The sequence below is a fragment of the Pseudomonas sp. S3(2024) genome, assembly GCF_036861315.1.
Classification (GTDB): domain Bacteria; phylum Pseudomonadota; class Gammaproteobacteria; order Pseudomonadales; family Pseudomonadaceae; genus Aquipseudomonas; species Aquipseudomonas putida_A.
The window spans coordinates 1-18486 of sequence record NZ_JAZAQQ010000012.1; the positions used below are offsets into that span (position 1 = coordinate 1).

Sequence of the window (18486 nt, forward strand, 5' to 3'; positions counted from 1 at the left end):
ATGCATCGCCGATGGTAGTGTGGGGTTTCCCCATGTGAGAGTAGGTCATCGTCAAGATTAAATTCCGAAACCCCAATTGCGAAAGCAGTTGGGGTTTTGTTTTAGTAGAAGTCACCGATTTTGCTGGCACGTTACCGTGTTGACGAGCCAGATACAGAATTTCTTGACGACCATAGAGCGTTGGAACCACCTGATCCCATCCCGAACTCAGAAGTGAAACGATGCATCGCCGATGGTAGTGTGGGGTTTCCCCATGTGAGAGTAGGTCATCGTCAAGATTAAATTCCAGAACCCCTGTCTGCTAACGCAGACAGGGGTTTTGTCGTTTCAGGGCTCCCAAAACTCAGGCCGCTTTGCGAGCCTGGCTGATGCGCCGGGCCTGCCACTTGCGCCACCAGATGTAGACGCCAGTCCCTGACAGCCCCGCAATCACAACACCCAATACCGCGATGATCACTTGCCCGGTGAAGCCGATGATCCGTCCGCCATGTATCGGTAGTTGCAAGCGGTAAAACCGTTCCCCCAATGTCCCTTCTCCAGCTATTTCCTGTCCTAATAATCGTCCGTCCGTGCCGTGAAAGAACAACCAGGATTTTCCATGCGCTTGAGTGTCATGTTGCCCGAATCCTGCGCCGTAGAAGTTGTACTCAAAGCTGTAATACAACTCCCCGATCGCCGCAGTCAGTCCTAGCCTCTTCCCCTCGACCAATGCCCTTTCGTACGCCTGTTGATAACTCAATTGTGTCACCCCCAACTCCGAGGGAGGCATTCGCCCTCGAGCCTCATAAACGCTCGGCTCGATCGGTGAAAGCAGCGACACCGCCGGTTTGAAGACCTGACTGGGCAAGTTCATCGCGACACTGCTGACCGCAATCGGTAGCAACAACAACCACAGCCACAATCCACCGGCCCGATGCAGATCGAAGTTGAGTCGATAGACGTGGCCGCCCTTGATCTTCCAGGCCGCCGACCACTTTTTCCAGAACGGCTTGCCACGAGGAAACGTCAGCCACAGCGCGATGAAACAATCGATCACCCAGGCGCTGGCAACCAGTCCCATCAACCACAAGCCCCAGTTTCCGGGCAGCGTCAAGTTGTAATGAAACTCAAGAATGAACGGAATGAAGTTCTCCCGAGAAAGGCAGCACTCACCCCAGTAACGTTGGCCCTTCTGCTCGGCACTCACCGGGTCGAGATAGAACACCTGATTGCGCTCATCGAACGGTTTGCCGGTCGCCGGATCATTACGCGGTACCGCCGCCAACATGGCGGTATGCCCCGTCTCCTGCGGATACTCCATGTACCAGACTTGCAACTTCGGATGCGTGGTTTGCACCACGTCGACCAAGGCCCCGGGAGGCAATCGTTGCCCCTTAAATGACGCTGCGTAGAATTGCGGATTCAGCCACTCATCCAGCTCATGATTGAACGCAAGAATGCTTCCGGTGATCCCGGCCAGCAGCAAAAACACCGCTGTTGCCAGCCCGATATAGCGATGCAACAACACCAACAATGCGCGCATGAGAATTTCCCCACAGAAGCGACAAAGCCAGCCCCTGAAATCAGGGGCTGGCTTTTTTATGCACAAGGCAGAGGTTTAGAACTGGTAGCTGACCGTGGCGGCGACGTTGCGCTCTTCGCCCATGTAGCAGAAGTTCAGGCTGGCGCAGGAGGCCACGTAGGACTCATTGGTCAGGTTGTTCGCATTCAAGCGCACGTCGACGCCCTTCAAGCCGACCTTGCCCAGGTCATAACCGATCGAGGCGTCGAACAAGGTGTAGGAAGGCACCTTCAGCGTGTTTTCCGCGTCCGCCCAGCTATAACCGACATAACGCACACCACCGCCCAGACGCAGGCCATCGAGTACCGCGCTGTCGAACTTGTAGTCGGCCCACAACGAGGCCATGTGCCGCGGCGCCTGAGTTGGCGAGTTGCCTTTGTTCTCGATCACGTCGGTCGGAGTGCTCAAGGTGCTGACCATCGATTTCGAGTACTCGATATCGGTGAAGGTGTAGCTGCCGAGCACTTTCAGGTTGTCGGTCAACTGCATGTGCGCTTCCAGTTCCAGCCCTTGCGAACGAACAGCGCCTACCGCGCGGTAGAAGTTTTCCTGCGGCAGTTTGGTCGCCAGATTTTCTTGATCAATGCGGAACAGCGAGGCTGTGAACAGGTTGTCGGTGCCCGGCGGTTGATACTTCAGGCCGACTTCCCACTGTGTGCCATCGGTCGGAGGCAGAGGATTACCGGCGCTGTCGGCATACGAGTTCGGGTTAAACGACTCGGAGTAGCTGATGTAGGGCGCCAGGCCGTTATCGAACAGATACAACGCACCGGCACGGCCGGTCAGTTTGGTGCGGCGGTCGTTGATTTCCGTGCCCACCGGACGGCCCGCTTCGGCGATACGGTTCTCATCCGACGTCTCGACCCAGTCCTGACGCAGACCCAGCGAGAAACGCCACTGGTCCATCTCGATCAGGTCTTGCAGGTAGACCCCGGTCTGCTCCAGGCGCCGCAGGTAACTGGTGTCGCCGTACATATCGATCGCCGAGTTGCCATAGACCGGGTTGAACGCATTGATCGGCGCCAGACCGCCGCTGGTCCAGTCGACCACCGTTTTGCGCCGCTGATAGTCCGCACCTATCAACACGGTGTGCTTGGTAGCTCCGGTGAAGAATTCGGCCTGCAGCATGTTGTCGACGATAAACGCATGCAGACGTTCATCGCCGCCGGTGTAATAACGGTTCAGTTCGTTGCTGGTTGGCGTCGTCCAGCCATAGGCGTAGACCTGATCCATGTTCACTTTGGAGTCGAGGTAACGGAAATTCTGCCGCGCCGTGAAGACATCGTTGAAGCGATGTTCGAACTGATAGCCGAACGATTGCTGATCCCGCGAGTAGCCATCAATCCCCGGCTCACCCTCGAAGAAGTGCGGCGAGATGCGATTGCCGTTGCGCTGATGAATCGTCCCGTCCGCCGGCACGCCGCCGTGGTAGCCGCCATCCGGATCGTGCTGCAGATACGCCTGCAGCGTCAGCGAGGTGTCTTCAGTGAAATCGATGCTCAGCGTCGGAGCGAGGGCGAAGCGTTTTTCCTTGTTGTGGTCGAATTGTGTGTCGGACTGATCCGTCAAACCGGTCAGACGATAGGCAATGCGCTTGTCGTCATCGACTGGGCCGCTGAAGTCAAACCCGACCCCGCGCTGACCTTGGGTACCGACCGTGGCCTGAACCTGATGATAGGCCTCGTACAACGGCTTTTTGCTGGTCAGCGCCACCAGGCCACCGGGCGAACTGCGGCCATACAAGACCGACGACGGGCCTTTGAGAATATCCACGCGCTCGAGGAAATACGGATCGACCTGCATGGTGCTGTAGGTCCCGCTGTCGCCCATCGACTTGAGGCCGTCGAGGTAGATGTTATCCACCGAGCCATCGTTGAAGCCGCGCATCGCCACATAGTCGTAGCGATGGGTCGCCCCGTAAGGGTTGGTCAGCACGCCGGGGGTATAACGCATGGCCTGGGAGACAGTCTGTGAACCTTGGTCGTCCATTTGCTCGCGGGTGACCACGGACACGCTTTGCGAAGTTTCTAGCAACGCAGTACTGGTCTTGGTGGCGATCTGGCTGTGGGTGGCGTTATAGCCTTCCATGCTGCCGAGTGCGTTGCCGAGGGCGAAACCTTTGATATCGGTGGTTGGCAGTGCCAGCGCATCGGTTTCACTGACAGGGCGCAGGACGTAGCTGCTGCCGTCCTGGCTGACTGCTTCCAGGCCCGAACCGCTGAGCAAATGGCTCAACGCCTGATCAGTTGAATATTCGCCCTGTACGCCCGGAGACTGTTGTCCCTGCGTTTGCTGCGGAGTCATCGCCAGGGTAATGCCTGCCTGACGGGCAAACTGGTTCAGCGCTTCGCCCAGCGGGCCGGCGCCGATGCTGTAGCGATGACTGCTCGCTTCACTGGCAGGGGCGGCGACGCTCAGGCCGGGCAGCGCACCGGCACCCAGAACGGTGGACAGCAGGGCGGCGCGAACGGCGTGGCGCAGCAGGCCCGATTCGGCAGTGAAATTCAGCGGTTTCTTACAGGTGAGGCGGACAGTCATTGTCGGTTTCCGTGGCAAGTCGCAAAGGCTGAGTTGAAGTGCTTACTGACCAAGCCGGACTTGTCGCGAAAACCCGCCAAAATAATTTCAGGCCACCGCCTCGAGTGTGACCCACCATCGGGTGCGATAACGCAATTGCACCGGCAGGGTCTGCGGCAGGATGGCCAGCAGCGTGTCGGTGTCCTCCAGGCGGAACACTCCGGACAGGCGCAAGTCCGCCACCTGCGGCGCGCACGTCACAAAGCCCTGACGATAACGCCCGACTTCATTGAGGAAATCGCCCAGGCGCATATTGCGGGTCACAATCAAACCATCGGCCCACGCGCCCACGTCCATATCCAGTGGCGCTGCCGGGCGCACCTGATGATGATCGATCAGATAGGTCTGCCCCGCGAGTGCCTCGACGGAGGTTGCGCCGCTGCGGATGGCGACGCTCCCGGAGCTGACGGTGAGCCGTGTGCAATCGCTGTCCTGACGCAGGATGAAGCGGGCTTTTATCGGCTCATAAATACCATGACGACTTTGCACGCGAAGTGGCCGGTTGAACGTCGCGCCTTCATCGTTACCGCCGCATGTGACGATGATTTCGCCGCGAGTGAGTTGGATCAGCCGCTGCTGCGCGGTGTAGTCCAGATCCACTGCGCTGGCAGTGTTCAGCTCGATCCGCGTGCCGTCGGGCAACTGGAACCCGCGACGCTCGCCGGTCGCCGTAGCGTAATCAGCGCGCCACTGCTGCCAGACGGAGGTGTCCTTGGCCAGCCATGCCGCGGAGCCCATCAGCACTGCGCCAGACAGCAGCTTCAAGGCCTGTCGCCGTCCGAGTCCTTGCGCACTGTTTTCCAGTGTGTTCAGCGCCACGTGCGCGCCGGGCACTGCGCGCAGGTTATGGCTCAATTCCGCCTGCAGCGACTGCACGCGCTGCCAGGCCAGTTCATGTTCATGATTTTCGGCGCGCCACGCGTCGCACTGATGACTCAGGCGCGCATTGCCATGGTTGTTACGCAGCCGCAGCAGCCAGTGGATGGCTTGCTTGACCACCTGTTGCTGCGGCTCGGCGCGGCGCGCGACTGAGTTGTTATCCACAGGCATCAACTTGCGTACCGCAACACGTAGCAGTGATACAGCGCATCGGCGACGTAACGTTCGACTGAACGCAGTGACAAGCCCATCTGCGCGGCGATCTGCTTGTGGGTCAAACCTTCGCACTGCGCCAGCAGAAACGCCTGACGCACTTTCGGTCGCAAGCCTTCAAGCATGCGCGCGATGCTCTCGAGCAACTCGATTACCAGCGCGCGGGTTTCGGCGCTTGGGGTTTCGGCTTCGGGCAAATGGGCGATGGTTTCGAGATAGGCGCGTTCGATTTCTTCACGACGCCAATGATCGATCACCAGGCCACGGGCGATGGTGCGTAAAAATGCGCGAGGCGCCTTGAGTTCCAGGCGTTCGCTGCGCTGCAACAGACGGACGAAGGTGTCCTGGGCCAGATCCGCGGCATCCGCGGCGTTGCCCAGCCGCGCCCGCAGCCAGGCGTTGAGCCAGCCGTGATGACTTCTGTAAAGCGCCTGCACTGCAAACTCAGGTGAGGACATGAACGCGACAGCCCGAACGTCACAAATGATAATTAGTCGCATTTTTATCAGGGGCTGCGAATTTTGCAACCTCCGCTCGGAGATCCAGCAAAAAAACTTCGTGGCGAACGCTCTGGCACGCCGTTCGGCGGGAATCTGACAGAAATGCAGGCCATTTCCCATGCAGCCCTAAGATTTCCGTGAATGGTGCCGACAGACTGGTGAGACATGCGTGCACCAAAGTAGAGCGGCCGTCAGAACGCCGCCTGCGCTGTACATGGAATGTTGCATCCCGGAACGCATCCCCACTTTTGCATAAGAAGTCCCATGAAATGAATCTCAAGTTCAGCCATAAAATCCTGTTGGCCGCCTCGGGCGTCGTGGTCCTGGCTTTCGCTTTGTTCACCCTCTACAACGACTATCTGCAGCGCAACACCATTCGCCAGAACCTCCAGTCGTCCGTACAGCAGGCCGGCGATCTGACCGCCAGCAGCGTGCAGAACTGGATGAGCGGGCGAATTCTGGTGCTGGAAAACCTCGCGCAGAACGTTGCCCATCAGGGCAAGGACGCCGACTTCCCGGGGCTGGTCGATCAACCGGCCTTCACCTCGAACTTCCAGTTCACCTACGTCGGTCAGGCCAACGGAGTGTTCACCCAGCGCCCTGACGCGAAGATGCCCGACGGCTACGACCCGCGTCAGCGCCCTTGGTACAAACAGGCCGTGGTCGCCGACAAAACTATGTTGACCCCGCCATACATGGCGGCGGTCGGTGGTCTGGTCGTGACCATCGCCATGCCGGTGAAAAAGAATGGCGAACTGCTGGGTGTGGTCGGTGGTGACCTGAGCCTGGAAACACTGGTGAAGATCATCAACTCGGTGGACTTCGGTGGCCTCGGTCACGCGTTCCTGGTCAGTGGTGACGGTCAGGTGATCGTCAGCCCGGACAAAGACCAGGTGATGAAGAACCTCAAGGACATCTATCCGAATTCCGGCGTGCGCATCGAGAAGGGCAACCAGAACGTGGTGCTCAACGGCCAGGAACGCATCCTGTCGTTCACCCCGGTCACTGGTTTGCCAAATGCCGACTGGTACATCGGGCTGTCGATCGATCGTGACAAGGCCTACGCCGCCCTCAGCCAGTTCCGTACTTCGGCGCTGATTGCGATGTTCGTCGCAGTTGCTGCGATTGCGCTGCTGCTGAGCCTGCTGATCAACGTCCTGATGCGTCCGCTGACCACCATGGGCCGCGCGATGCAGGACATCGCCCAAGGCGAAGGCGACCTGACCCGGCGTCTGGTCGTGGAAGGCAAGGATGAGTTCGCTGAACTGGGCAGCTCGTTCAACCAGTTCGTCGAGCGTATTCACGCGTCGATTTCCGAAGTGTCGTCGGCCACCCGTCACGTGCACGACCTGTCGCAACGGGTAATGGCCTCGTCCAACGCCTCGATCATCGGTTCCGACGAACAAAGCGCGCGCACCAACAGTGTCGCCGCCGCGATCAACCAGTTGGGCGCCGCCACTCAGGAAATCGCCCGCAACGCCGCCGATGCGTCGCAGCACGCCAGCGGCGCCAGCGAGCAGGCCGATGACGGTCGTCAGGTGGTCGAGCAGACCATTCAGGCGATGACAGAGCTGTCGCAGAAGATCAGCCTGTCGTGCACCCAGATCGAAACACTCAACGCCAGCACCGACAACATCGGCCACATCCTCGATGTGATCAAAGGCATCTCGCAGCAGACCAACCTGCTGGCGCTCAACGCGGCCATCGAAGCGGCCCGTGCCGGTGAAGCCGGACGCGGTTTTGCGGTGGTGGCGGACGAAGTGCGTAACCTCGCGCATCGCACCCAGGAATCGGCGGAAGAGATCCACAAGATGATCACCTCCTTGCAGGTCGGTTCGCGTGAAGCGGTGACCACCATGAACGCCAGTCAGGCGTCCAGCGAAGAGAGCGTGGAAGTGGCCAATCAGGCCGGTCTGCGCCTGGTCAGCGTGACCCAGCGCATCGGCGAAATCGACGGCATGAACCAGTCGGTGGCCGCGGCGACCGAAGAGCAGACGGCGGTGGTGGAAACCCTCAACGTCGACGTCAACCAGATCAACCTGCTGAACCAGCAGAGCGTGGCCAACCTCAATGAAACATTGAAGGATTGTGATGCGTTGTCGCAGCAGGCCAATCGCCTGAAGCAGTTGGTGGACAGCTTCAAGATCTGATTGTCAGATTCGAGACCGCGTTATCGTTGATCGCGAGCAGGCTCACTCCTACAGGGGAACGCATTCCAACTGTAGGAGTGAGCCTGCTCGCGATTGCGGTAGCTCAATCACCGCAGAACTGAAGCCTTACACAAACAGCTTCAGCACATTCCCCATCGCATCATCGGCAAACCCCTGCACGAAATCCTTGAACCCCGGCAGCGCTTCCTCCCCACCTGAAGCCGGTTCGGCAATGATCGTCCAGGTCGCCCGCGACTTACCCGCCCCCAGCGATTCCACGTTCATCGCCGCCCACAAATTCGCTACACCCAAGGTGTTGTAGATCGTGGTCCAGGTCATGGCGCGCGCCTGCTCATCGCGGGAGTTGAGTTGCTCGACTACCACGTTGCCGTCCTTGAAGAATTTCTTGCGCAGCGACGACACGCCGTCGCCGGTCATGTCGATGTGCGACAGCGCCGGGATGAAGCGGTCGAAGCCAGCGAAATTGCCGACCACCGCCCAGACCTGCGCCGCGTCCGCCGGCACTTCCACCGACGACACAACGTGGCAGCCGTGCGGGTTTTTGATCAGGGTGTCGGGTTGCAGATTGCTCATGGTGTTGCTCCTTTTTTGGATGAATCAGATGAAGTTGATTTCTTTCAGGTAATCGCAGCCGCGACGTAGCAGCGCCGGGGATTTTTCCGGGTAGTGCGCGCCCATCTGTTGCACGCCGGCTTCAGCGTTGGCGTGGCCGATCAGGGAGATGTCGCCGATGTCCTCCTCGAAGCCGTTGAGGTAGAAACCGAGCACGCCGAACAGCGCGTTGTCGGCGTCGACCCGGCCCAGTTGCTGCTGCCAGTCGGCGACACTGACCAGCGAAAACTCGCTGCCGGTTTCGCGGAACGAAGCGACGTAGGCATCCCAACTCAGCGGTTCGGGGTTGTGCAGGTTGAACACCGCACGCTCGGTCGAATAACGGCTGGCGTGGAAGGCGATGAAGCGCGCGAGGAAGTCCACCGGCATCAGGTCGAAATTCAGCGCAAAGGCCGGCACCTGACCGAGCTGGATCGAGCCTTTGAGCATCAGCATCAAACGGTTTTTGTGCGGCTGGCAGACGCCGCTCAGGCTGTTGAAACTGATGTTGCCGGGGCGATACAGGTTGACCCACACCCCACGCTCGCGGGCCCGTTCGAGGACGCGCTCGCCGACCCACTTCGACAGGTTGTAGCCGTTGCGGATGTAGATCGGCGGGGTCGGCGCGGCGGGCAGTTCGAGCACTCGGCCTTCGCCGTCGACGGTGCTGGAAGCGGACAGCGTTGAGACAAAGTTGAAGACCTTTTTGCTGCGCCCTTCACACAGGCGCAGCAGCTCGAAAATCGGCTCGACGTTATCCGCGGCCAGCGACTCGTAATCGAGCACGTGATTGACGTTGGCGGCGTTGTGCACCAGCGCGCCGAACTCGCGATCCAGGCGCTGATAATCGTCATCGGCCAGACCGAGTTGCGGTCGGGTGAGGTTCGCGGAGTAGATCCGCACCCGGCTCAAATCGAGATGCTCGAGACGGTTCTCGCGCAGCGCCTGAGCAAAACGCTGCGCCGCCGTTTGCCCGCCGCCGTCACGCACCAGACAGGCTACTTCGCTGGCGCCCCAACCGAGCAGCGCTTCGACGATGTGCACGCCGACAAAGCTGTTGGCGCCGGTGACGATCACCTTGTGCACATCGCCCAGGCGACTGATCGGCAGCGGTTCGATGTTCAGCGGACGCTCGGCGTCGGCCATGGCCTGGGCGCTGAGCACCGCGCTGTCATCGGTACCGCGCACCAGCGTCGCGAGCTTGATGATGGTCGGCAGTTCGATGAAGCGGTTGATCGAGATGCTGCGCCCGAATTCCTCACGCAAACGCAGCAACATCCGCGACAGCAGAATCGAATGCCCACCGAGATTGAAGAAGCTTTCGTCGGTGGAAATATCGCTGCTCGGCAGCTCCAGCAGTTCCGCCCAGATCTCCAGCAGCAACGCTTCGTCAGCGTTTGCCGGCAGGCATTTCGGACTGCTGTCCTGCACGCTCAACGGCAGCTCCAGCAACGCCTTGCGGTCGACCTTGCCGTTGCTGGCGAACGGCATCCGTGCCAGTTCAGTCCATGCCACCGGTTGCATGTAGTCCGGCAGAAACTGTTGGGCATGCGCCTTCAACAGATCGCGGGCAGCGTCCGACTGCGGCTGCGCAAGGAACGCCAGAATCCGCCGCTGACTGTCGATCACCACCGCCACCTGACGGTACAACTGGCTCTCGCGCAGGCAGCGCTCGATCTCTTCCGGCTCGACCCGGAAACCGCGAATCTTCACCTGATTGTCGCGCCGTCCGCACAGCTCGATACCGTGTTCGCCCCACTTGGCCATGTCGCCACTGCGGTAGGCGCGCAAGCTCTCACCGTGCGGCAGTTGCAGGGTCAGATAACGCTCCGCGGTCTGCTGCGGATTGTTCAAATAACCGAGGCAAACGCCAGGACCGACGATGAACAATTCGCCGACAGTGTTCTCCGTCACCGGTTGCAAGTCGTCATCGAGAATCAGCACCTGACTGTTGGCAATCGGTGCGCCAAGAGTGCGGTTGCTGTCACCCGGTTTGAGCTGGCGAGCGGTAATCAGCACCGTCGCTTCGGTGGGGCCGTAGAGGTTGTGCAGCCTGCCATGACGGGTCAGTTGCTCGATGACGAAAGGCTCGCAGACGTCGCCACCGGTCATCACCTCCACGCCTTGCAGTTGCTCCAACGGCAGGATGCTCAGCAGCGCCGGCGGCAGAAACGCGTGGGTCAGTTGCCGGCGGCGGATCAATGCCACCAGTTGCAGCGGATCGCGGCGCTGGGTGTCGTCGGGCACCACCAGTTCGGCGCCCTGCAGCAGCGTCGGAAAGATATCGATCAGCGATGAGTCGAAGCTCAGCGAAGAGAACTGCAACACCCGACTTTCGGCGTGCAACTGCGCGTAATCGGCGTACCACGCGGTAAAGTGCGCGAGGTTCGCCTGGCTCAGCAGCACGCCCTTCGGATGCCCGGTAGTGCCGGAGGTGTAGAGCGCCATGCACGGTGCTTCAAGCGTCGGCCGCTGACGCATCAATGGCAGGTCGAGATCGGCTTCGGCATTGTCGATACGACTGACATCCAGCCCGGGCATCGACTCACTGAGCGGATGCTCGCCGTCGTGCAGCAATAACACCGCGCCGGCGTTTTGCAGGATGTATTGCTGGCGCTGCAACGGATGGCTCGGCTCGAGCGGCAGATACACTGCGCCACTGCCGAGCACCGCCAGAGTCGAGGCGAACAGCGCCGGGCTTTTCGGCTGGCAAATGCCCACGACCCACGGCTGCGGATGCTGCTCGAGCAACGGTTGCAGACGTTGCTGGATCGCACGGCTGTGCGCGTGCAACTGGCGATAGCTGAGCGACTGCTCGGCCAGGTGCAGCGCCGGCCGATCAGCGTGCGCGATCAGGCTGTGTTGCAGGCGCTCGATCAACGGTGTCTGCGCCTGTTGCAACAATGCCGGATGCGTCGTGGCGTTGAGGCGATGGATGTAAGCCAGACTGTCGAGAAACGACAGGTCCTCCACCTGTTCGAAGTCCGGCGCCATGGCCGGCACTGCCTGCTGCAAATACTCGGCATCGCGGGAGAAACGGCTGACCAGCAGCGCGACTTCGTCAACCACCTGCGTCAGCACCCGCTGGCGTAGTGCCTGACCGTTGCCGGACGGCTCATCGCCAATCGGCACACGGCTGATCAGTGACGAGCCGAGGAAGCACAGCAGGTCGAGCGTCGGTAAACCGCCAAGGCTCTGCGCAGCGATACCGAGGCGCAGATGCAAGTGCGGGATGGCGCAGAAATCGCCAGCGCCGATGAAGCCATCGTCAATGATCAGATCCACCGGCGATTGCGCCGTACCGCTGCGTCGTAAGGAATGACCGTGTTGTTCGAGTTCCTGCGCCAGGTCGGTCATGGCCTGGCTGGCGCCAATCAATAAAATGTCGAGACGTCTCATGTCGGCCTCCTCATCAAACCAGATAGTCACGCAGGGCGTGCTGCACGCAGGGCGTGTCGAGCAGCGAGCTGTTGTGGAAAAAGCGCACGATGTTGCCCACCAGCGGATGATGGCGATTGATCGGGAAGGCCAGCCCGGCCATTTCGTCCTTGAGTGAGCGGCGGATCGCATCACTGACCGGCAAGGCGTCGATCAGGCGCAGATCGAAGGACTTCTGGATGTCGTTGGTCAGGTAATGGCCGATGAACACCGGCAGGATCTGCGCGATGGTTTCCCGATCCGCGTCATTGGCGGTGTGCCAATAGATGCGCACCATGCGCGCCCAGAAACTGGAGTGCCGGCCCTCGTCGAGCAGGTGATCGGCCATCAGCCCTTTGATCGACGGCTTGACCGTGTCGTCCCGGGCGAATGCGGCGACGTCACCAGTCACGGTGTTCTCGGCGATGGCCACGCAGATCAGTTCCACCGCGCTGCGCAGGTGCTCTGGCGCCAGTGCCACAGCGGCAGGAATTGCCCGGCTCAGTTCGATTTCAGCGGGCAGTTCGATCGGCTCGATGCCGGTCATGGCCACGGTCTGCTGCATGAAGTCCATCGCCACCAGTGCGTGGTAATCCTCGTCCACCACCACCGTCATGGCGTCGTAGCGACAGGCGAACGGGAAGGGTACGGCGAAGCGATTCTTGGCGATGGCGCGGGCGGTCTGGTCGACGATTTCGGTTTCGAAAATCACCACGTCGTTGATGAACTTGTACAACGTCTGCACCAGGGCGAAATCACGCTGCTGCGGGCATTCGCGCAGGAAGGTTTCGTTGAGCACCAGGGGCTGGCGGCTCAGCGGATAGATCAGGCGCTCATCGTCTTCCAGAACACGCCGTGGCCGGGTGCGGATGGTGGCGCGGGTTTCCCAGGCGTCGGCGAAGGATTGGTAATCGGCGGCGTTCATTGGGCCACCTCCGCCAAGGGCTCGCGCATGCTCAGACGCAAGCCGTCCCACAGGGCGATGCGGCTATCCACCGCCGCGATGGCGCTGGCGTAGACTTCGGCCTCACGCTGCGGATCACCGTCGACCAGGCGCTCCAGCAGTTGCTCTGCCGCCGGGCCGTGATCTTCGGAGTCGACCTCGATGTGGCGCTCCAGGTAATAGCGAAAGGTGGGTGCCTGTTCGATGCCGATCCCCCAGTCATCGAGGATGCGCTGGAACATCGTCGGGATCACGCTTTCGCGGCCATGCAGGAACGCGGCGGCGACACTGTGGCCCGGTGCGTGCAGCGCGGTGTGCAGCGTCTCGCGCACAAATTTCGCCGCTGCCGGATCAACCTCAACGCTTTGCAGGGCGACGTCGTAACTCACGCCTTCCTGTTGCAGCGCGACAAACCGTTCGACCGCCGTGGTGCTCGCACCGACTTCGCGCATCGCGTCCAGGTACAGCTCGAAATGGCTGTAATGGCCGTGGGCGGGACGATCATCCGACTCTTCGCCGAGCACGATCTCGTTGATCAGCCGCGCAGCATGCGGATCGCGTGGCGGTAACCATGGCAGCCGTGTACAGGTCAGTTCCTGTTGCAGGCGCTTGGTCAACGACATGAAATCCCACACGGCGAAGACGTGGGATTCCATGAACCGGCGCAGTACCGATAACGAATCGATCTCGGTAAAGATCGGGTGATCGCTCAATTGCGCTTTTTTCAGGGCGAGTTGTTCTTTAGTTGGCATCATGGCGAACCTCGGTGTTATTGGAATAGAGGGAGTTGCTCGTTCAGTGCATCAACATGGACTTGATAAGTTTGAAATGTTTTCTATTGGCGAACGCGGGCCTCATTCGGATTAATGAAAGTTTGCAAAGTGCATGAAAGGCTCTCGACCATGCGTTGGCGAATATTTGCCAAAGCTATTGGCTGACTGCGGAGCCGTGCCGTGTTTGCAGGTAGAACCTGCTCGGCGAGGAAAAGCTAATACATCGTCAAATAACTTAACAAGTTTATTTTTAATTATTTTTAGTTGTATGTTTTTCAAGTATGAGTCGGCCCGGTAAAACTTTTTGTTTAAGTTTTACTTGGGCGTAGTTGCTCCTTTCGGCAAATAATGGCCAAAATTGAAGACAAGAGTGAATGCCTCACTCAAAGCAACTTTAAGAAGCGGAAATTGAATGTGATGTATAGGAATGAAAGTGGGCCGGAAACGGCGCCGTAACTTCCCTTTTTCCCGTGGCAAGGCTCCTTCCGTAGGTTCCTGGTGCGGGGACTGCGCCGGCGGTGCGGCGCGTCGCCCGTTCTTCATGGGGTGGCCGTTAAAGAGTGCGGGTAAATTGGCGGGACGGCTATGACCGATTCGTCCGCGCCGAGCCGCAATGGCGGGCTTGCGAGCGCTGGGAGGTTAGAGCGAACACGCGGATCCGCCACCAGGTTTGCGGAGGATCGGGGAGAGGATTTGTAAGCGGGTTATTCGCCGGTCAGACGCGAAGGCCTGAGACCGGCGTGAAGGGTGTCAGCGCACGGCCTTGCGGTTTTGTCCGGCGGGACTGGCGAGGAAGCGGGTGATCACGTCGACGCCACGGTTGAGGTGATGTGTGAGCAACTTCACCGACAGCTCGACATCGCGCTCGATCACGGCCTGGAGCATGGCGCGGTGATCTTCCTGGGAGAGTTTGCCCAGGCCCATGGCTTCGAGATTGAAACGCAGGAAGCGCTCCTCCTCGTTGAGGCCGTCTTCGACCAGCCGCAGCAGACGCTTATTCGGTGCCTTGCTGTACAGGGCCATGTGGAACAGACGGTTGAGCCGACCGATTTCGCTGTAGTCGTGCTGGGTTTCGAGTTCTTCGATATAGCCGGCGGCAAGCGCGTGATCGGCGCTGGTCAGCAACGGGATCGACTGACGCATGGCTTCGGATTCGAGGAGGATCCGCAACTCGTAGGTTTCGGTGGCGTCGCCCTGGATCAGCGGCGCTACAACGGCGCCCTTGTGGGTGGTGACGCTCAGCAGTTCTTGCGCTTCGAGCTGGCGCAGAGCCTCGCGCACCGGCATGCGGCTGACCCCGAACAGGTCGGCCAGATCCTGCTGGCGCAGGGCGGTGCCGCACGGCAAGCGACCGTCAAGGATCGCCGAGCGCAGGGTTTCTTCGATGATCGAGCGGGCAAGGTGTGCGGGAATCGGCCCATCGACTTTGATGCTGTGCAGCGGTTTGGGCTTCTGTGTCACAACTACTCACCCTGAATGACGACGGAATTTGGATCCAAAGACACTAGTGATTGCTCTACAGGTTGTCAAACCATGTAAAGGATTGCTGTCCTGAATGAAGTTTAGCGCGATGGCGATGATCTCATGGTGCCATTGTTTTTTGCCGGGCTAAGCTTCACCATCAAACGCTTTCCTTCCTGCCCCCTGGAAACCTGCTGTGGCGGTACGTTTCGCGATCCCCCGGACTCTGCGCTGGCTAGGCTGCGCACTGTTGCTGGCCGGCGTCATGCTGGGCGGCCTGCATGCCGATTGGGATTTTTCCGCGATCAGCCGCAAGGCTACGGCGCTCTACGGCCCGTTGGGTGCCGGGCAGCAGCGGATCGATGCCTGGCAAAACCTGCTGGCCACGCAGAAACAGGTCAGCGAGATGGAAAAGCTGAAAGTGGTGAACCTGTTTTTCAACAAACAGGTGCGTTATGTAGAAGATATCGATCTGTGGGGGCAGGTCGATTATTGGGAGACGCCCATCGAAGCGTTGTGGAAAGGCGCAGGCGATTGCGAAGACTACGCGATCGCCAAGTATTTCAGCCTGCGCCATCTCGGGGTCTCCAGTGACAAGCTGCGCATCACCTACGTCAAGGCACTGCGCCAGAATCGCGCACACATGGTGCTGACTTACTACGCCACCCCCGATGCCATGCCGCTGGTGCTCGACAGCCTGATCGATCCGATTCAGCCTGCGTCCCAGCGAACCGATTTGCTGCCGGTCTACTCTTTCAATGCTGAAGGTCTGTACCTGCCGGGAGCCAAGGGCAACAAAAAGGTCGGTGACACCAAACGCCTGTCGCGCTGGCAGGATGTGCTGAAGAAAATGCAGGCCGAAGGTTTCCCGGTCGAAACGACTAACTAGGAGCACGCGCTCAGATGTCTTTGTTCAAACAGCTGTTGATCGCTATCTGTCTGTTCCTGGTGGTCGCCTTCACCGGCAGCTTCATGGTCAGCCTGGAGAGCTCGCGCACCCAGTACGTCAACCAGCTGCGCTCCCATGCCCAGGACGCTGCGACGGCGCTGGCGTTGTCGCTGACGCCGAATATCGACGACCCGGCGATGGTCGAGCTGCTGGTCAGCTCGATTTTCGACAGCGGCTATTACGCGAGCATCCGCGTGGTGGATCTCAAGACCGACCAGACCATTGTCGAGCGCAGCGGGATTCCGGCGGTGAGCAATGTGCCTGACTGGTTCGTCAAACTGATCGGCCTGGAGCCGGCCGGTGGCGACGCGCTGGTCAGCCGTGGCTGGGAGCAGGCGGCGCGGGTCGAGGTGGTCAGTCACCCGATGTTTGCCGTGGCCAAGCTGTGGCAGAGCGCGTTGGGCAGCCTCGGCTGGCTGCTGCTGTGCGGCGCGGTCAGTGCAGTGCTCGGCGCGTTGCTGCTGCGCAGGCAATTGCGCCCGCTGGATTACATGGTCAAACAATCGCACGCCATTGCTCGCCGCGAATTCCTCAGCCTGCCGGAGCTGCCGCGTACCCCGGAACTGCGGCGCGTGGTGCAGGCGATGAACCAGATGGTCGAGAAGCTCAAGGCGCTGTTCCAGGAGCAGGCCGAGCGCAGCGAAAAACTGCGTGCCGAGTCTTATCAGGACAACCTCACCGGGCTGGCCAACCGGCGCTATTTCGAGATGCAACTGCACAACCGCGTGAGCAACCCGGAGCAGGCCAGTTCCGGTTATCTGCTGCTGTTGCGGGTCAAGGATCTGGCCGGGCTCAATCAGCGTCTGGGCGGTCAGCGCACCGATGAATTGTTGAAAGCTGTCGGCGAGCAACTGTCCCGCGAGTGCGCCAAATACCCTGAAACCCAGAACCTCGTCACCCGTATTCGCGGTGGTGAATTCGCCGTGCTGGCGCCGGGACTGGTGCGCGAAGAAGCGCTGCAACTGGCGCAGAACCTCGACAGCGCGCTGAGCAGCCTGCACGCCACTGGCGCAACCGATGTGCCGGCCGTGGCTTCCATTGGCCTCGCCCCGTTTGCCCACGGCGATTCACCGCAAGCAGTACTGACCCTGGGCGATCAGGCGCTGGCGCAGGCCGAGGGGCAGGGCGAGCAAAACTGGGCGTGCATCGATCAGAGCCTGGTGGCGGACGTCGGTGACGATCACCATGCCTGGCATCGCTTGCTCGATCAGGCGCTGAACCAGCAGCGTTTCGAACTGTATTTCCAACCGGTGGTGGCCGCTCAGGACACGCAATTGGTGCTGCATTACAAAGTGCTTTCGCGCTTGCTGGATGAACAGGGCCAGACCATCCCGGCCGGGCGTTTCCTGCCGTGGCTCGAGCGTTTTGGCTGGACCGCGCGACTGGACCGTCTGATGCTCGAACGCGTGCTGGAGCAGATGAAAGGGCACGAAGATTCGCTGGCGCTGAACCTGTCTTCGGCAACCCTGGCCGATCCACAAGCGCTGAACAAAGTGTTCGAGATTCTGCGCGCGCACTCCGACCTCGGCGAGCGCCTGACGCTGGAGATCGGCGAGGAGCAATTGCCGGAGCAAGCGGTGCTGGAGCAGTTGACCCGGCGTCTGCGTGAACTCGGTTTCTCTCTGAGTCTGCAGCGCTTTGGTGGACGCTTCAGCATGATCGGCAACCTGGCGCGGCTGGGGCTGGCGTACCTGAAGATCGATGGCAGTTACATTCGCGCGATCGATCAGGAGAGTGACAAGCGTCTGTTCATCGAAGCCATCCAGCGGGCGGCGCACAGCATCGATCTACCGTTGATTGCCGAGCGGGTGGAGACCGAAGGCGAGTTATCGGTGATTCGCGAGATGGGCTTGTACGGAGTGCAGGGGCAGTTGTTCGGTGAACCCACGCCCTGGAAGTGAATCTTGGAGTAAGGCGGTGTCAGTGATGCCGTCTTCGCGAGCAGGCTCGCTCCCACATTGGAATGCATTTCAAATGTGGGAGCGAGCCTGCTCGCGAAGGGGCCAGATCATTCAACGAATATGCGGGATCAGATCAGCCCACCTTCATCATCATCGATCAACTGGCTCAACCCGCCCAACGCCTCACGCGCCTGGGTGCGGTCCATCAACTTGGCCTGCGCCGCCGGCGGCAGGTCGGTGACGCGGATCACGCCTTTCTGGGTCAGCACCTGAATCAGGTCGTCGAGTACCCGAATCATTTCCAGGTCGCTCTGCTTGAGCTGTTTCAGGCTGGTTTCCACCACTTCATTGGCGAACCAGGCCTGGATTTCATGGCTGTCGGCCGGCAGCGTTTCCGTGGCCTCGGCGTAGGCCGCGGCTTCCACGCGAATCAACAGACCTTGCGCATCGCGTTGCACGTAAAACATTGAGCATCCCTCAGAAAGATCCAGCGTCATGCTGTCAGCAGCATAGGCCAACTGCGCGCGAGTATGCGGGGTGGCGACGAAAT

At 60.1% G+C, this 18486-nt stretch carries 13 protein-coding genes and 1 rRNA gene; 4 read left to right on the forward strand and 10 right to left on the reverse strand.

Annotated features, from left to right (window positions below; genetic code table 11):
* Positions 1-162 precede the first annotated feature (162 nt).
* Positions 163-278, forward strand: a 5S ribosomal RNA gene (gene rrf / locus VLA07_RS23830).
* 65 nt (positions 279-343) lie between these two features.
* Here rrf and VLA07_RS23835 read toward each other — a convergent pair.
* The 4 genes from VLA07_RS23835 to VLA07_RS23850 all read right to left on the reverse strand — a co-directional run bounded on the left by VLA07_RS23835 (position 344) and on the right by VLA07_RS23850 (position 5688).
* Positions 344-1522 (reverse strand): PepSY-associated TM helix domain-containing protein, encoded by a 1179-nt coding sequence (locus tag VLA07_RS23835; RefSeq protein WP_333991840.1) that lies wholly within the window; start codon positions 1520-1522, stop codon positions 344-346.
* Positions 1523-1597: 75 nt separating this feature from the next.
* Entirely contained in the window at positions 1598-4099 is a 2502-nt protein-coding gene (locus tag VLA07_RS23840; RefSeq protein WP_333991842.1) for a TonB-dependent siderophore receptor, read from the reverse strand.
* A gap of 87 nt (positions 4100-4186) precedes the next feature.
* Positions 4187-5188, reverse strand: a complete 1002-nt coding sequence (locus VLA07_RS23845) for a FecR family protein (protein ID WP_333991844.1) — start codon at positions 5186-5188, stop codon at positions 4187-4189.
* Positions 5188-5688, reverse strand: coding sequence for a sigma-70 family RNA polymerase sigma factor (locus VLA07_RS23850; protein WP_098966527.1), 501 nt, complete (start codon positions 5686-5688; stop codon positions 5188-5190). Before VLA07_RS23850 ends, VLA07_RS23845 begins: the two co-directional genes overlap by 1 nt.
* A gap of 311 nt (positions 5689-5999) precedes the next feature.
* On the opposite strand from VLA07_RS23850, the gene VLA07_RS23855 reads away from it, so the two are divergent.
* A complete protein-coding gene (locus VLA07_RS23855) occupies positions 6000-7880 on the forward strand; it encodes a methyl-accepting chemotaxis protein (protein WP_115985152.1) in 1881 nt (626 codons plus the stop codon).
* 126 nt (positions 7881-8006) lie between these two features.
* Here the strand turns inward: VLA07_RS23855 and VLA07_RS23860 are convergent, their stop codons facing one another.
* The 5 genes from VLA07_RS23860 to VLA07_RS23880 form a co-directional block, all read right to left on the reverse strand.
* Positions 8007-8474 carry an SRPBCC family protein gene (locus tag VLA07_RS23860; RefSeq protein ID WP_333991847.1) on the reverse strand — a complete coding sequence of 156 codons (468 nt, stop codon included), beginning with the start codon at positions 8472-8474 and terminating at the stop codon, positions 8007-8009.
* A gap of 24 nt (positions 8475-8498) precedes the next feature.
* Positions 8499-11891 (reverse strand): amino acid adenylation domain-containing protein, encoded by a 3393-nt coding sequence (locus VLA07_RS23865; RefSeq protein WP_333991848.1) that lies wholly within the window; start codon positions 11889-11891, stop codon positions 8499-8501.
* Positions 11892-11904: 13 nt separating this feature from the next.
* A complete protein-coding gene (locus VLA07_RS23870) occupies positions 11905-12834 on the reverse strand; it encodes a diiron oxygenase (protein ID WP_333991851.1) in 930 nt (309 codons plus the stop codon).
* Positions 12831-13607, reverse strand: coding sequence for a DUF3050 domain-containing protein (locus VLA07_RS23875; RefSeq protein WP_103367800.1), 777 nt, complete (start codon positions 13605-13607; stop codon positions 12831-12833). Before VLA07_RS23875 ends, VLA07_RS23870 begins: the two co-directional genes overlap by 4 nt.
* Before the next feature lie 768 nt (positions 13608-14375).
* Entirely contained in the window at positions 14376-15086 is a 711-nt protein-coding gene (locus tag VLA07_RS23880; RefSeq protein ID WP_027611110.1) for a GntR family transcriptional regulator, read from the reverse strand.
* A 196-nt stretch (positions 15087-15282) separates the two neighbouring features.
* Between VLA07_RS23880 and lapG the strand changes: the two genes are divergently transcribed.
* Together lapG and lapD are read left to right on the forward strand one after the other, a co-directional pair.
* Positions 15283-15975, forward strand: a complete 693-nt coding sequence (gene lapG, locus VLA07_RS23885; RefSeq protein WP_007962016.1) for a cysteine protease LapG — start codon at positions 15283-15285, stop codon at positions 15973-15975.
* Between the two features lie 14 nt (positions 15976-15989).
* The gene (gene lapD / locus VLA07_RS23890; protein ID WP_139053425.1) at positions 15990-17936 is read left to right on the forward strand and encodes a cyclic di-GMP receptor LapD; all 1947 of its coding nucleotides are present in this window, start codon (positions 15990-15992) and stop codon (positions 17934-17936) included.
* A gap of 128 nt (positions 17937-18064) precedes the next feature.
* Here lapD and VLA07_RS23895 read toward each other — a convergent pair whose 3' ends face one another.
* On the reverse strand, positions 18065-18403 hold the full coding sequence (locus VLA07_RS23895; RefSeq protein WP_027611112.1) for a hypothetical protein: 339 nt from the start codon (positions 18401-18403) through the stop codon (positions 18065-18067).
* Positions 18404-18486: the final 83 nt, after the last annotated feature.

Bases quoted from the DNA above. Each gene is read 5' to 3' on its own strand.
- VLA07_RS23865 (WP_333991848.1), bottom strand. From the start codon at position 11,891: ATGAGACGTCTCGACATTTTATTGATTGGCGCCAGCCAGGCCATGACC.
- lapD (WP_139053425.1), top strand. From the start codon at position 15,990: ATGTCTTTGTTCAAACAGCTGTTGATCGCTATCTGTCTGTTCCTGGTG.
- VLA07_RS23895 (WP_027611112.1), bottom strand. From the start codon at position 18,403: ATGTTTTACGTGCAACGCGATGCGCAAGGTCTGTTGATTCGCGTGGAA.
- VLA07_RS23845 (WP_333991844.1), bottom strand. From the start codon at position 5,188: ATGCCTGTGGATAACAACTCAGTCGCGCGCCGCGCCGAGCCGCAGCAA.
- VLA07_RS23850 (WP_098966527.1), bottom strand. From the start codon at position 5,688: ATGTCCTCACCTGAGTTTGCAGTGCAGGCGCTTTACAGAAGTCATCAC.
- VLA07_RS23870 (WP_333991851.1), bottom strand. From the start codon at position 12,834: ATGAACGCCGCCGATTACCAATCCTTCGCCGACGCCTGGGAAACCCGC.
- VLA07_RS23840 (WP_333991842.1), bottom strand. From the start codon at position 4,099: ATGACTGTCCGCCTCACCTGTAAGAAACCGCTGAATTTCACTGCCGAA.
- VLA07_RS23855 (WP_115985152.1), top strand. From the start codon at position 6,000: ATGAATCTCAAGTTCAGCCATAAAATCCTGTTGGCCGCCTCGGGCGTC.
- VLA07_RS23860 (WP_333991847.1), bottom strand. From the start codon at position 8,474: ATGAGCAATCTGCAACCCGACACCCTGATCAAAAACCCGCACGGCTGC.
- VLA07_RS23875 (WP_103367800.1), bottom strand. From the start codon at position 13,607: ATGATGCCAACTAAAGAACAACTCGCCCTGAAAAAAGCGCAATTGAGC.
- VLA07_RS23835 (WP_333991840.1), bottom strand. From the start codon at position 1,522: ATGCGCGCATTGTTGGTGTTGTTGCATCGCTATATCGGGCTGGCAACA.